General features: G+C 54.8%; 14 protein-coding genes. 1 reads left to right on the top strand and 13 read right to left on the bottom strand.

Annotation, left to right across the window (positions count from 1 at the left end; genetic code table 11):
• Positions 1–4: 4 nt before the first annotated feature.
• Positions 5–631 (top strand): glycerol-3-phosphate 1-O-acyltransferase PlsY, encoded by a 627-nt coding sequence (gene plsY / locus FMM01_RS04150; RefSeq protein WP_027827411.1) that lies wholly within the window; start codon positions 5–7, stop codon positions 629–631.
• Positions 632–691: 60 nt separating this feature from the next.
• Here the strand turns inward: plsY and FMM01_RS04145 are convergent, their stop codons facing one another.
• The 13 genes from FMM01_RS04145 to FMM01_RS04085 all read right to left on the bottom strand — a co-directional run bounded on the left by FMM01_RS04145 (position 692) and on the right by FMM01_RS04085 (position 14,286).
• A complete protein-coding gene (locus tag FMM01_RS04145) occupies positions 692–1,564 on the bottom strand; it encodes an aldose 1-epimerase family protein (protein ID WP_027827410.1) in 873 nt (290 codons plus the stop codon).
• A 45-nt stretch (positions 1,565–1,609) separates the two neighbouring features.
• Complete coding sequence (gene hslU / locus FMM01_RS04140) at positions 1,610–3,013, bottom strand: ATP-dependent protease ATPase subunit HslU (protein ID WP_063515214.1); 1,404 nt, start codon at positions 3,011–3,013, stop codon at positions 1,610–1,612.
• Between the two features lie 18 nt (positions 3,014–3,031).
• Positions 3,032–3,556 carry an ATP-dependent protease subunit HslV gene (gene hslV, locus FMM01_RS04135; protein ID WP_150391733.1) on the bottom strand — a complete coding sequence of 175 codons (525 nt, stop codon included), beginning with the start codon at positions 3,554–3,556 and terminating at the stop codon, positions 3,032–3,034.
• Between the two features lie 6 nt (positions 3,557–3,562).
• The gene (gene xerC, locus FMM01_RS04130) at positions 3,563–4,510 is read right to left on the bottom strand and encodes a tyrosine recombinase XerC (protein ID WP_035439605.1); all 948 of its coding nucleotides are present in this window, start codon (positions 4,508–4,510) and stop codon (positions 3,563–3,565) included.
• Between the two features lie 106 nt (positions 4,511–4,616).
• Positions 4,617–5,936, bottom strand: coding sequence for a methylenetetrahydrofolate--tRNA-(uracil(54)-C(5))-methyltransferase (FADH(2)-oxidizing) TrmFO (trmFO, locus tag FMM01_RS04125; RefSeq protein ID WP_150391732.1), 1,320 nt, complete (start codon positions 5,934–5,936; stop codon positions 4,617–4,619).
• 22 nt (positions 5,937–5,958) lie between these two features.
• On the bottom strand, positions 5,959–8,031 hold the full coding sequence (gene topA, locus FMM01_RS04120) for a type I DNA topoisomerase (RefSeq protein ID WP_027827406.1): 2,073 nt from the start codon (positions 8,029–8,031) through the stop codon (positions 5,959–5,961).
• Between the two features lie 378 nt (positions 8,032–8,409).
• Positions 8,410–9,279, bottom strand: a complete 870-nt coding sequence (gene dprA, locus FMM01_RS04115) for a DNA-processing protein DprA (RefSeq protein ID WP_150391731.1) — start codon at positions 9,277–9,279, stop codon at positions 8,410–8,412.
• Between the two features lie 65 nt (positions 9,280–9,344).
• Positions 9,345–10,121: a ribonuclease HII gene (locus FMM01_RS04110; protein ID WP_063515206.1), complete on the bottom strand. Its 777-nt coding sequence runs from the start codon at positions 10,119–10,121 to the stop codon at positions 9,345–9,347.
• The gene (gene ylqF, locus FMM01_RS04105; protein WP_150391730.1) at positions 10,114–10,962 is read right to left on the bottom strand and encodes a ribosome biogenesis GTPase YlqF; all 849 of its coding nucleotides are present in this window, start codon (positions 10,960–10,962) and stop codon (positions 10,114–10,116) included. Before ylqF ends, FMM01_RS04110 begins: the two co-directional genes overlap by 8 nt.
• A 36-nt stretch (positions 10,963–10,998) precedes the next feature.
• Positions 10,999–12,501 (bottom strand): S41 family peptidase, encoded by a 1,503-nt coding sequence (locus FMM01_RS04100; RefSeq protein ID WP_150391729.1) that lies wholly within the window; start codon positions 12,499–12,501, stop codon positions 10,999–11,001.
• A 23-nt stretch (positions 12,502–12,524) separates the two neighbouring features.
• The gene (locus FMM01_RS04095; RefSeq protein WP_027827401.1) at positions 12,525–12,758 is read right to left on the bottom strand and encodes a YozE family protein; all 234 of its coding nucleotides are present in this window, start codon (positions 12,756–12,758) and stop codon (positions 12,525–12,527) included.
• 11 nt (positions 12,759–12,769) lie between these two features.
• Positions 12,770–13,426, bottom strand: a complete 657-nt coding sequence (locus FMM01_RS04090) for a YpmS family protein (RefSeq protein WP_190973451.1) — start codon at positions 13,424–13,426, stop codon at positions 12,770–12,772.
• Positions 13,417–14,286 carry an SGNH/GDSL hydrolase family protein gene (locus FMM01_RS04085; RefSeq protein WP_150391727.1) on the bottom strand — a complete coding sequence of 290 codons (870 nt, stop codon included), beginning with the start codon at positions 14,284–14,286 and terminating at the stop codon, positions 13,417–13,419. The genes FMM01_RS04090 and FMM01_RS04085 overlap by 10 nt, the downstream gene beginning before the upstream one ends.
• Positions 14,287–14,380: the final 94 nt, after the last annotated feature.

Raw genomic sequence — 14,380 nt, 5'->3', positions numbered from 1 at the left:
ACTCGTGGATTACAAATTGATTATTCTGTTTCTTGCAGCGTATCTGATCGGTTCCATCCCCACGGCATTGATCATTGGTCAATCTTTCTACCATAAAGATGTCCGCCAATACGGCAGCGGCAACATCGGCACCACTAACGCTTATCGGGTCCTGGGCCCGCGAGCCGGTACCGTCGTCTTAGTCTTGGACGTGCTCAAAGGGGCGCTGGCCGCGTCGCTGCCCCTCTGGTGCGGATACAGCGACCGCCACTTGATCTTGCTGATCGGGCTGGGGGCCGTGCTGGGCCATTCCTTCTCCATTTATATTCGCTTCCACGGCGGTAAGTCCGTCGCCACCAGCGCCGGCATCCTGCTGGCTTACAATCCAGAATTCTTCCTCATTGCCGCAGCGATCTTTCTGCTCATTGTCACTGTCTCCAGCATGGTCAGCGTGGCCAGCACGCTGGGCTGCATCCTGGTCCTGCTCCTGTCTTACTTTTACCACGATTGGGTCCTCAGCTTGATCATCGCCGCAGTCACCGTGTTCGTGCTGATCCGGCACCGCAGTAATTTCAGGCGCATCTTTAACGGTACCGAGAACCTTGTACCTTTCGGTCTGGTTTACCGCCTGCGGCAGAAAAAACAAAAGTGAACGAAACAGCGTCCATGACTCCGCGGAGAAATGGACGCTGCTTTTTGATTTAAGAAAAAATCAGAAAATCCCGATGCGATACTTCGCCGTGAACTGTTCACCCGGGGCCAATTGATGCATACCCACCTTATGGGTCAGCTCGCCATCGGTTCCGACAGAATCAGCAATCCCCCACCAAGGCTCCAGGGCCACAAACGGACCGGTCTTGGGATATTGGGACCAGACGCCGATGTACGGCGCGTCCTTGACGGTCAGTTCCACTCGGTGATCAGAGTCTTCCTGACGCAGGCTGAGGGTATTCTCGCCGGCTAGTTCGTAGATCAGGGCATCCTTGGCGAACAGCTCGGGAGTGATGGCCAGATCCACATCCGTCGGCGCCAGGGTGCGGTGCTCGAAGTCCGATTCCCCGTTGGCGCCCAGCGGGATCGTGATTCGACTCTTCTTGGGAGCAAAGCGCAGATAGTTTTGCCCCCCGGCTGGGTCGGCGCCAGTATTGAACGCCGGGTGTCCGCCTACGGAGAACCATAACGGCTTATCCGCGCTGGGATTAGTCACGTAGTAGCGGACCTTTAACAAATTGCCCAAGAGCGCATAACGAATACGTAATTGAAACGCGAAGGGATAGACCTTGTGCGATTCAGCATCATCGGTCAATTCAAAAACGATCTCGTCATCCGTTTTCCGGATCACCGTGAAGTCCCGGTCCCGGGCAAAACCGTGGCGGCCCAGGTGATAGCTCTTTCCTTGATACGTATACGTATCATTGTGGAGCATCCCCACGATGGGGAACAGGACTGGCGCCCGCCGGCCCCAAACCGCCGGATCTCCTTGCCAGAGACGCTCCGTATTGGTGTTGATGTCGTGGATCGATTGGAGCTCGGCCCCGTGTTCACTGATTTGCACGGTTAAAAAGTCGTTTTGAATTTGTTGCATACCGAATCGTTCCCTTCCTGCTTTTTTAATTATTGGCCGCGCCCGTTACAGAATGAACTGGGTCAGGTCTTTATCCGCCGTGATTTTGCCGATCCGATCATTGACGTATTGTTCTGTAATGGTGATATCCCCCATAGCCATGTCCGGCGCGGAGAAAGAGACTTCCTCCAGCAGCTTCTCCAGAATCGTGGCCAAGCGCCGGGCGCCGATATTTTCTACCGTATGATTCACATTATAAGCAATCTGGGCGATGCGGTCGATAGCTTCTTTGGTGAAGGTCAGGTGGACGTCATCCACGCCGATCAGGGCAATATACTGCTTGATCAGTGAATTGTTAGGTTCGGTCAGGATCCGGACAAAGTCTTCCTTGGACAAATCATCCAGTTCCACCCGAATCGGAAAACGGCCCTGCAATTCAGCGATCAGGTCGCTGGGCTTGGTGTCCGCAAAAGCGCCAGAGGCAATGAACAGAATATGGTCGGTGCTGATCATCCCATACTTGGTGTTCACCTGCGAGCCTTCAACGATGGGCAGGATATCCCGCTGGACACCTTCCCGGGATACTTCCCCAGAGGTGCGCTTGTTGCCGGCAGCAATTTTATCAAACTCATCGATGAAAATAATCCCAGTATTTTCTGCCCGCTTGATGGCATCGGAATAAATATCGTCGTGGTTGACAAGTTTGCTGGATTCCTGACGAATCAAGACTTCCCGGGCCTCTTTGACCGACATGGTCCGGCTGACCTGCTTCTTAGGCAAGAGATTGCCCAGCATGTCGCCCATGTCGATACCCATTTGGCCCATCATGTCGCCGCCACCGCCCATGGGTTTTTGTTCATCCATTTGGATGGTGACTTCCCGGTCTTCCAACAGGCCCTTGCTCAATTGCTCCTTGACGCTCAGGCGCTGGTCCCGGACCGCATCGGTGACTTCTTCACTGTCCTCGTCATTATTCTGGTTTTGATTGCCGTTGCCGGTGAGCGCGGCCATCATGTCCTGCATGTTCATTTGCCGTTTTTCGTGCTTGATCCCCGGCACCAGCAGCCGCACCAGTTTCTTGTCGGCCTCCTGGGACGCTCGGCCCCGCACCCGGCTGTAATATTCTTCTTCCACCATGTGCACGCTGACGTCTACCAGATCGCGGACCATTTGTTCCACATCCCGGCCGACATAGCCGACTTCGGTGAACTTCGTTGCCTCCACCTTCACGAACGGAGCAGAAACGATTTTCGCCAGCCGCCGGGCAATTTCAGTTTTCCCGACCCCAGTGGGCCCGATCATCATCAGATTTTTCGGGGTGATGTCGGCCTGCATTTTTTCAGGCAGGCGCAAGCGGCGGTAACGGTTGTACAAAGCCACGGCGACGGCCCGTTTGGCCTCGTCTTGGCCGATAACGTATTCGTCCAGATCTTTAACAATTTGTTGCGGGGTTTTGGTCATTTCTAACATATCGTATCCGCCTCATTCCTAAAACGACTTAGCAATCACGTTATGGTTCGTATACACATCAATGTTGGCCGCGATATTCACCGCCGCCTTGGCGATGTCTTCCGCGGTCATGGCGGCCGCGTGCTCGTTCATGGCGATGGCGGCCGCTTGGGCAAAGTTGCCGCCGCTGCCGATGGCCACCACGTCGTCATCGGGGTCGATCACTTCCCCGCTGCCGCTGATCACCAGTAAATTATCCTTATCCATGGCGATCAGCATTGCTTCCAGCTTTTGCAGGGTGGGATCCTTGCGCCAATCCTGAGCCAATTCCACGGCGGCTCGGCGCAGATCGCCAGAGTAACTTTCCAGCTTCTTTTCTAACCAGTCCTGCAGCGTGAAGGCATCCGCGACCCCGCCGGCAAAGCCGATCACCACGGAATCATGGTAAATTGAGCGGACCTTCTGGGCAGTGCCCTTCATAATGTATTTTTCGCCTAACGTGACTTGGCCGTCACCGGCAATGGCGGTGTGGCCGGCATGTTTCACTGCAACAATTGTTGTCATAATCGATTAAACTCCTTTATCATGCGGACCCGGCTGGTCAGTGCCAGTCGCCCGCGGGAAAAATTTACGGTATTGATCCTGGAGATGGGCCATGGTGACGTGGGTATAGATCTGCGTCGTCGATAATGACGCATGGCCCAACAACTCTTGGACGCTGCGCAGGTCAGCCCCGTTGTTCAGCATCTCGGTGGCAAACGTGTGCCGCAGCATATGGGGATGGATCTTGGCGGTGAGGCTGGTCTTTTGGATCACTTGATCCAAAATATACTCGACCCCGCGGCTGGTCACTGGCGCGCCCCGGTCGTTCAAGAAGACCTTGTCCGTCGTGGCCGCTGCCTTGCGCTTCGCCAGTAATTCCGGTCGGGCTTTGGTCAGGTACGTCTGCAAATGCTGCTTCGTCTCCTGATCAAAGGGCACATAACGGTCCTTTTGGCCTTTCCCGTGGATCAAGACCACGCCCAGCGAGAAGTCCAACTGGCCCAGCGTCAGATCAGTCAACTCGCTGACCCGCATCCCTGTGGCATATAATACCGCAAGCAGCGCGACATTACGTTGGTCTAAAGGCGTATTTCCGGCTGCGCCTTGGAACAGAGCAGCCACTTCTTTGGGGTAGAAGAATTTCGGCAATTGATGGTGCCGATTCGTCAGCCGAACATCGGCGAAGGGATTATCCGCCACGTAGTGTTCCCGAATCAGGAAGCGGTAGAAACTGCGCAGGGAAGAAATCCGCCGTTCGATCGTCCGGGGCCGATAATGGTCCCCGAGGTGGCTTAAATACACGTCCACGTCGATCTGAGCGATCTGGTCAAAGCCATTGAACCCGCCATTGTCGGTCAAATATTGGACAAACGTATGCAAGTCCCGGTCGTAGGCGGCCACGGTGTGTTCTGAATACCGGCGGACGCCGCGTAAATAGTCTAAATATTGGGTGACCCAATCCTGGGTTTGACTCATCTGCTGCCGCCTCTTTCGTGAAAAACATTCTCCTCTATCGTAACAAAAACGCTGTCATTGTGCGAACCCTGGGGTCAAAAAAACCGCCCAAAGGCGGTATTTTTGGTTAAGCCGGTTGTTCCGTCGTGACGTGTTGGAAATCCGCCAAGGCTGCTAACGCCCGGTCGGCGAGTTCCAGATTACGGGTCTTTTTATCCCGTACCTTATGATCCAGCTTCGGCATGATACCGTAGTTCGCATTCATCGGTTGGAAATGCTTGGGGTCAGCATGGGTGATGTAGTGGGCCATCGCCCCAACTTCGGTATCCTCCGGGAAGATGACCGGCTCTAAGCCTTGGGCCGTGCGGGCAGCGTTGATCCCGGCGACCATACCGGACGCAGCACTTTCCACATACCCTTCTACACCGGTCATTTGGCCGGCGAATAACAGGTGCGGCTGCTTCAAGGATTCATAGGTTGGTGCCAGCACCAGCGGCGCGTTCATGAACGTGTTGCGGTGCATCACACCGTAGCGGACGATGGCCACGTGCTCTAAGCCGGGGATCATACTGAAGACGCGCTTTTGCTCGCCCCACTTCAGATGGGTTTGGAAGCCAACAATGTTATACAAGCTGCCCACGGCGTTATCCTGGCGCAGCTGCACCACCGCATAGGGCCGCTTACCAGTGCGGGGATCTTCCAGACCGACCGGTTTGAGCGGCCCAAACAGCATGGTCCGCTCGCCGCGCTTGGCCATCACTTCGATGGGCATGCAGCCATCAAAGAACTTTTCTTTCTCAAAGTCATGACTCTCCGCCACCTCGGCGTGGATCAGGGCTTCGTAGAAATCATGAAATTCTTCTTCAGTCATCGGGCAATTCAGATAATCCGCGGTGCCCTTGTCGTAACGGGACTTGCGGTAGACCTTGGTCATATCGATGGAGGCTTCATCCAGGATCGGCGCAGCAGCATCGTAGAAATACAAACCGTCATCGCCGTTCAGGTCCTTGATGGCCTGGGCCAGGCCCGGTGACGTCAGCGGACCGGTGGCCACTACCGTGATGCCCTCTGGAAATGCCGTGAGTTCTTCCCGGTGAATGGTGACGTTGGGCAGGTTGGTCAAGGCATCTGTCACGGCTTGGGAGAACGGGCCGCGATCAACGGCCAGGGCGCCGCCAGCCGGTACGGCATGGGCATCCGCTGCACGCATGATCAGCGAGTCGGTCCGGCGCATTTCTTCCTTCAGCAGCCCCACGGCATTACTTAAACCGTTAGCCCGCAAGGAGTTCGTACACACCAGTTCCGCAAATTGATTCGTATGGTGGGCCGGTGTGTTTTTCACCGGCCGCATTTCGTATAAATTGACAGGAACGCCCCGCTTCGCAATTTGCCAAGCGGCTTCGGAACCGGCCAAACCGGCCCCGATCACATTAACAGACATGGTCATCGCCAACACCTCAATTAGTTAGTTACTTCTGAATCGGTTCATCGTAATCGCCATTCGGGCACTGCACCTGGCGGCCGCCTTTGACTTTCTTATCCACTAAGAAGTGGCCGCAGACTGGGCAGTCCCGGCCGACCGGCTTATCCCAGGAAACAAAGTCGCAATCCGGATAGCGGGAACAGCCGTAAAATAAGCGGTTACGCTTGGACTTGCGTTCCACCACTTGGCCAATGCCGCACTTGGGACAAATGACGCCGATCTCTTTGACGATCGGTTTCGTGTTGCGGCAGTTCGGGAAGCGGCTGCACGCGTAAAATTTGCCATAGCGGCCTAGTTTAATGACCATCGGCGCGCCGCAGATATCGCAGTTGAAGCCGGCGGGTTCATCCTTGATCTGGACCTTTTGAATCTTTTCTTCCGCGGAATCAATTTCCTTGGCAAACGGTTGATAATACTGATCCACCACGTTGACCCAATTCTCTGAGCCGGTTTCAATCTCGTCCAGTTCATCTTCCAGTTTCGCCGTGAAGTCCACGTTGACGATATCCGGGAAGAATTCCACGATCAGCGTATTGACGATCTCGCCCAGCTCAGTGGGCTCAAAGCTCTTCCCATTGAGTTTCACGTAGTACCGCTTCTGGATCGTGTCGATGGTCGGAGAATACGTGGAGGGCCGGCCGACACCGTTTTCTTCCAAGGCTTTGACCAGACTGGCTTCAGTATAGCGGGCCGGCGGCTGGGTAAAGTGCTGAGCCGGGTCAGTCTTCTTCAGCGTCACGCTGTCGCCTTCGTTCAATTCCGGCAGCAGCCTGTCCTTGGTCTCATCACCGCTCTGGGTATAGAGCTTGGTGAACCCGTCAAACTTCGTCCGGGAGCCGGTTGCCCGGAATTGGACGTCGTTTTGGACCATGTCCGCGGTGATGGTGTCGTAAACCGCCGGGGTCATCTCGCTGGCCACGAAACGGGACCAGATCAGACTGTATAACCGCATTTGATCGCGATTCAAAACACTTTCCAGACTCTTCGGTGTCCGCAGCGTACTGGTGGGCCGAATGGCTTCATGGGCATCCTGGGCAAATTCCTGGTTCTTCTTTTGCTGGACCTTCACCGCAGCATACTCGGCGCCATAGGTGTCATGGATGAAACCGGCGGCTTCGTGTTTAGCGATTGAGGCGATTCGGGTGGAGTCAGTCCGCATATACGTGATCAGCCCAGTCGTACCCTCTTTGCCGCCGAGGTTGATGCCTTCGTACAGCTGCTGGGCGATCATCATGGTCTTCCGGGTCTTGTAATTCAAGCGCCGGTTGGCCTCCTGCTGCAAGGAGCTGGTGGTGAACGGCGCGGCGGGGAATCGTTTGCGTTCCCGCTTCACAACTTTTGTGACGGCGAAGGGCTTTTTCTTATCGACCTTGCCTAACACTTTTTGGACATCCGCATTGTTCTTGAGGGCTTTTTTCCGCCCTTTTTCACCATAAAAACTGGCCGCGAACGTTTCCTTGCCCTTGGCCATTTCGGCATCGATCGTCCAATACTCTTCCGGCACAAAGGCCTTGATTGCATTTTCCCGATCGATCACCAGCTTCAGTGCGATGGATTGGACCCGGCCGGCACTGAGACCCTTTTTAACTTTTTTCCAAAGAATCGGTGAAATGGAGTAGCCCACGAGCCGATCCAATACCCGCCGGGCCTGCTGGGCATCAACCAATTTCATGTCAATGCTGCGGGGGTCCTTGAAGGCATTTTTCACGGTATCTTTCGTGATTTCGTTGAATACGACCCGGTTCTTATCCGCCGGGTCGAGATTCAGGATGTGGGAAACATGCCAGGCAATGGCTTCGCCCTCCCGATCCGGGTCGGCCGCGAGGTAGATATGGTCCGCCTTTTTGGCTTCCTTTTTCAGATCTTTAATGACGTCGCCTTTACCGCGAATTGATATATATTTTGGCTGGTAATTGTTTTCAATGTCGACCCCCATTTGACTCCGGGGCAGGTCGCGGATATGGCCTAAGCTGGCCACGACCCGGTAATTACGGCCAAGATACTTTTCAATTGTTTTGGCCTTCGCAGGCGATTCAACGATCACGAGGTTCTTAGCCAATCACAAAACTTCCTTCCATAAATAAAGAATCGAATATGCTTGAACAAGTCGTTACATACTATAGAGGAAGGGTGAGGAGGAAGTCAAATGGAGAGGGCTCAGGCCGGCGGTCAGAAGCGTAGGCGTAAGAGCCAAGGCGCCGAAAACCCGCACTTAGGTTTTTGGCGCCTTGGCTCTTACGCCCTAGCTTCTGCCGGCCTGAGCCCGTTTACGCGGAAAAATTGCTTGGTCTCCTGCACTGCCGTGCCAATGCTCCGCAAGTTGCGGCACTAGACACACTGTAAAAGATAAACGGCCAAACATCCAAGCCCCTTAACAATCTCCTCACTCATTCCCACTTCCACCCAAAACCATAGCACACCCGTCAACCAGTGGCGTCTAAAACGCCTTATCCGGCAGTTCCCGCAATAGATCCGCGGCACTGCGCACAGGGATTGCCCCGTCCGCGATTAAAGCATTACATCCAGCAGAAAGCGGGTCGCAGATGCGGCCGGGGACAGCGGCGACGAGGCGATTGGCATCTTGAGCTAAGGAAGCGGTAATCAGACTGCCGCTGCGTTCACGGGCTTCGATAACCAGTAAGGCGTGGCTCAATCCGGCAATGATCCGGTTCCGTTGGGGAAATTGGTATGGCCGTGGCGGCGTAGTTGGCGGAAATGGGCTGAGCACCAGCTGGTCGTGCATCATCACTTGCTGCAAGGCAGTATGCTCTCGGGGATAAAAATGAGTCAACCCATTGCCGATCACGCCAATGGTGCTGCCGGCGGCACCCATGGCCAAGCGATGGGCCAGACTGTCGATGCCTCGGGCTAAACCGGAAACGATGACCACGTCTGCGGCGCACAGCGGCGGAACCAGGGCGGCCGCAGCCGCCTGACCATAGGCCGAACAGGTCCGGGTACCCACGACCCCCACGGTGCGCTGAGTCAGCAAAGCCAAATGGCCGGCACAATGGAGCACCGCCGGCGGATCGTAAATCTCCAGCAGACGCAAGGGATACGCCGAATCCAGCACCGTCAGCAGTTGGGTCCCGGCGGCGATTGGCGGCGCGACTGGCCGGTCCGCTAAGACAGCGGTCAAGATCGCTGTTTGCTGGGCACACTTAGCGGGCTTTGTTCTCCTCTGCCCCGCCGCCAGCCAAGGCTGCCAGTGGGGAAAATCGGCCGCGTGCCGGGCAAGGAGCAGCAATTGATAATTGGTAAAGGCGCCAGAGAGAAAGAGTTGGCATAAACTGGTGCGGGCATCCATATAAAAAATTCCTCCGTAATATCGAGTAGTTGCTACCCTTACATTACGCAGGAATTGCTTGAAAACTAAAGTTCATGGTGCAATGCCGCTTGGACCGGCGCAAAGGAGCGGCGGTGAATTGGGGTCACGCCTAACTGACGCAGTCCGGCTAAATGTTCCGCCGTCCCGTAGCCGGCATTGTGGGTAAATCCATAGCCCGGATAGACCTGATCATACGTATCCATCAATCGATCCCGGCACACTTTGGCAATAATGCTGGCCGCGCCAATACTCACGGAGCGGGCATCCCCTTTGATCAGCTTGCGCTGGGGGATCGTCACCGGCACGTGCATGGCATCCACCAACAGATAATCCGGTTGCTGCCAAAGAGCCTGAACCGCCCGGGCCATGGCGATTTCCGTGGCGTGATAAATATTATAGCGATCGATCTCCGCCGGTGTGGCAATGCCCAGGGCCACATCCACCGCTTCAGCCATAATTTTACTGAACAGGGCCAGCCGCCGTTCCGGCGTGAGCTGTTTTGAGTCGTTGACCAGCAGTAAATCGACACTGGGCGGTAAAACGGCGGCACAGGTCACCACCGGTCCGGCTAATGGGCCGCGCCCCACCTCATCGATGCCGGCAATGGTCGGATAGGTTGGCCACAATTCATGTTCAAAATGCAGCCGGTGGGTAAATGACGCCCGCTCTGCGGCCAATTTGGCCTGCTGCCGCTGGTATTGGGCATAGAGCTGACGCGCACCGGCCCGATCATCACTGGCCAGCGCAGCAATCGCCGCCGCATCCAAAGCCCCGGTTTGCAAAGCCTTTCTTAACGCGGCCACTGACATCGGCTTAGGCATGCTGCGGCACCGCATCCCAAGTGAACCGGCCGAGTTTACCCTTGCGCACATCGTTGATGATGACCCAGCTGGTCCGGTCATAATCGTCTTTGAATCCCAGCCGCGCCGTCATTGTCATCAACAAGTCAGGCAGGTCCTGCTGCAAGTCGGCGTCTGTCACCCGATAAAGGTGCTTTACTTCATCAGGCACTTGGGCGACTAGCGTTTCAAGCGCAAATAATGCGACGTCATCCGCATGGAATAACGTATCCTTGATGCCCCCAGTCAACGCCAGCTTCTTGCCCACCAGGGGGTCCTCAAACTTGGGCCAAAGAATCCCCGGGGTATCCAACAAACTAATGTCTTCACCGGTCTTGATCCATTGCTGGGCCCGGGTCACCCCCGGTGTATTGCCAGTTTGGGCAATATTCCGGCCAGCTAAGCGATTGAGGATCGTCGATTTGCCCACGTTGGGCACCCCGACACACATCGCCCGCAGCAAGACGTTGCGCACGCCTTTGGTCTTCTGGCGATCAATATAGTCGGCTAAAACCGTATGGGTCTCGGCGATGATCCGCTGAATCCCCTTCGTGTGCTGGGCATCAATAGCCACCGCCGGCAGCCCCTTGGCTTGATAGTATTCGATAAAGCCCTGGGTCGCCGCCGGATTGGCCAAATCTGCTTTGTTCAAAACCAATAATCGTTTTTTGCCTTGACCAATTTCATCCAGCAACGGGTTGCGGGATGACTCCGGCACGCGGGCATCGACGATTTCGTAGATAATATCTACCTTGGTCAATGCTTCCGTCACCTGCCGGCGGGCTTTCGCCATATGGCCAGGATACCACTGAATAGTCGCCATGGCGGGCATCATTCCTTTCTGTCTTGTTCTACTGAATTATTTTTCTGCCGCGACGGTCGCCACCGCCTTTGTCAGCATCGGATCGCTCTTCGTTGCCTGGGCATACACGTAGTTGTTCAAGGCCGTCTTCGTCGCGCTATCCAACTCACCGCTGACGGTGATCTTTTGCTGCGTCTGGAAGGCCTTCAGCGCTGTTTCCGTCGCACTGTCAAAGTAGCCGGCAGTCTGTGTCAGCTTAGCCCCGCTCAGATTCAGAATCTTCTGGGCCGTGGCAATATCTGTCGCCACTGTCCCCGGCTTGTTGACCTTTTTCGTATTCAGCAGCGGCCAAGAGGCATACGCCGGATAGCTGACCTTAATATCCGGAGTCAGACCCTTCTTTTGAATCCAGCCGCCGGACGGCGTCAACCATTTGGCCGTGGTGATCTTCACTTCGCTATCGCCAGAAAGTTGCGACACAGTCTGCACGACGCCCTTACCGAAGGACTTCTCCCCGATCAGTTTGGTCCGGCGGGATTCCTGCAACGCGCCGGAGAAAATTTCCGAAGCAGAGGCACTGCCCGAATCAATCAGCACGGTGACGGGTTCGGTCACTTTGAAGCCGTCATCGTATTCCTTGCCAGCGGTAAAAATCTCCGGTTTGCTGTCGCGCTGCTGAACCTGCATGATCCGCTGCCCGTCCTTCAAAAACATACTGGCCGTTTCCAAAGCCTGGGGCAGCAACCCGCCAGGATTTTGCCGCAGATCAATGACAAAGGACTTGGCCCCTTGTTTGCGCAGACTAGTGATCGACTTCTTGAGTTCTTTATTGGTATTGTCCGCAAATTGGGTGATGCTGATCACGCCAACCTTTTTATTCTGGTCAGACAGTTCGCCAGTCACGGTGGTCAGCGGCACGACGCCGCGTTTGATGGTGATATTAAAGGTATCACTGCCCCGTTTAATGGCCAGCGTAACGCTGGTCCCTTTCTTGCCTCGAATCGTGCTGGAAGCCTTAGTCGTGGACCAGCCCTGGGTGCTCTTGCCGTCAATCGCGGTAATGATGTCCTTGGCCTTCAACCCGGCTTTGTCCGCTGGACTGCCCTTGATTGGGGAGACAATTTGAATGTGGCCGTCGGCTTGGCTGATTTCAGCACCGATACCTTCAAAGGACCCGGAAATCGTCGTGTTCAGCTCTTTAGCGTCACTGCCTTGCAGGTATTGGGAAAATGGATCGTTCAGGGTCTTGAGCATCCCGTTGATGGCCCCAGTGACCAGCTTAGTGTCGCTGGTCTTGATGTAATAATTGTTTTTGACATCACTGTAGACCTTCAACAGATCTTTGAAGGAATTGGGTACGTAGGTCACATCCGCATCAGCCTGGGCGTTTTGCTGATGCAAATACAAGGCGCCCGCCCCCACGGTCCCACCAGCGCCAATGATCAGCGCGGCGGCCCCGGTGATGATCACCGTACGCAGCCGATACCGTTTGACCGGCTTTTCTTCAGGCGTGGGCGGTACCTGCGCCGGATTTTCTGGATGCTCATTATCCTTAGCCATTCATCGTTTCCTGCTCTCTATGTCTAAATACTATCCTGATCCAGATAGGCGCGATAGGCGTCGTCAAAAATCGTCATACTGGGCAAATACCCGGCGTTCAATTCCAGATAATTGCTGAGTTCGTCGTAGTCATGGCTCTGCTTCGGAAAAGCCTGATCAAAGAAGGCGTTATTAGCAAACTGCGCGACTTCGTCAACACTTTCCGAATTGCGCTGGGTCATCAACCAAAAATAAAAACTGCGCTTTTGGTGCGCCATAGCGGCCTCCTTTAATCGGGTAAATACACGTTAAACACAAATTGATCAGCCGCAAAATCCAAGCGTTTGGCTGTGATCTGGAACCCGCCGGCGGTCTTGAACCGCGTGAGGTGCAGCATGATAGTCTCGTGCTTTTGATCCACTGAGACCCATTTGGGCAGCTTATAACTGGATTGGACAAAACTCAAGACAAAGTTGACCGGCACGTTTAAACTGCCGATAGCCAGCTGCTTCGCCCGCAGCTGCACATCGCCATTATCCTGAACATAGGGGGTCAGTACCAAATTGAATTGAATCGAACTGCCCAAAAATTTCACCGTACCGATCAACAAGACACTCGTCTCTTCGACCCGCAGCTGGTACTTGATCTTGCTGTCCTTTAAATAATCATCCAGGTAGTGCTGGGTCAGCTGGTTGATCTGCTTGCGGTTCAAGGCCACCGTCAGCGAAGGCGCCCCGGCGACTTGAGTCACCTTGGGGGTATTCGCGGCCGGAGTGAAAGTCCGGACACCAAGAAAAATACCGCATCCCAAAACGATCCCGGCCAGGATCAAGAATGCCCAGCGCCAAGGATTGTGCGGCTTTTTCGGCCCTTTAGCCGCCGGTATTGCCGGTTTCTTCTTCGCTTTTTCAGCCGTCCGGGTGTTGCTTTGCTGCACTATTGCCACTGTCCCTTCGTTTTCTTTAATACCTTCAATAATTGATCCGTCATCCGGCCATAGCCGATATGATTCGGATGGAAGTGATCGCTGGTCGACAAATACGGATTGGTGGAATCGTTGTCGGCGATCTGCTCCTGGAGCGACTTGGCACTGGTCACCTTGCCGCTCTTGGCCACCGTCCCGTCACCCTTGGTCAGCACGCTGTCCACATCCACGTAATATACATTGGCCATGCGCTTGACCATTGTCTTGGTACGTTGATTGAAACCATGCATGATCGTCTGCAGTTGCGTCACTTGGGAAAAATACACATAGAACGGGTTGTACACGCCCAAGATGTAAATTGGTGCATGCGCGTTCTGACTGCGCAAAGTCGTGACCATTTTTTCCATATTCTTGCCAAACGCTGCCTCGGCTTTGGTTACATCCCGACTGTTCAGGTCCGCGCCATTTTTCATCAATGTTTGCATCAAATCATTGCCGCCAGCAGTGATCGTGATCAGATCAGCCTGCTTCACGTTTTTCGCAATCGCCGGCTGTTTCTCCACCCGGGTCAGAATCTGCTGCGCAGTATCGCCGAGATGGCCAAAGTTCACGCTATTGACCCGCAGATCATCATCGCTTTGGAGGCGTTGAACGGTCTGGCCGACGAAGCCGCCTTGATTGGCCTCATCGCCGGTCCCGTAAGTTAGGGAATCACCGATGGCCACTAAGTTATAGGTCTTCCCGGCCGGCGCGGTTTGGCCCTTGGGGGTGACGTTGGCCAGGTCAGCGGCAGGGACAACGGCGAGCAGCAGCGTACTCACTACTGCCGTGACAGCGGCCAAGAGGGCAATATTCACCAGCCAGCGGCCTAACTTCTTCATCGTTACTCGTTCCTTTCGTTAATTGAAAAAGAGGGACTGAGGCAAAATTCGAGTCTGGCGTGTCCAGTGCCAAAGCGACTTTTGTCCCTGTCCC

Origin of the sequence: Schleiferilactobacillus harbinensis, from assembly GCF_008694105.1 — a bacterium.
GTDB classification, from domain to species: domain Bacteria; phylum Bacillota; class Bacilli; order Lactobacillales; family Lactobacillaceae; genus Schleiferilactobacillus; species Schleiferilactobacillus harbinensis.
The sequence above is the reverse complement of the archived record's forward strand: the minus strand, read 5'-3'. Positions and strand labels throughout refer to the sequence as shown.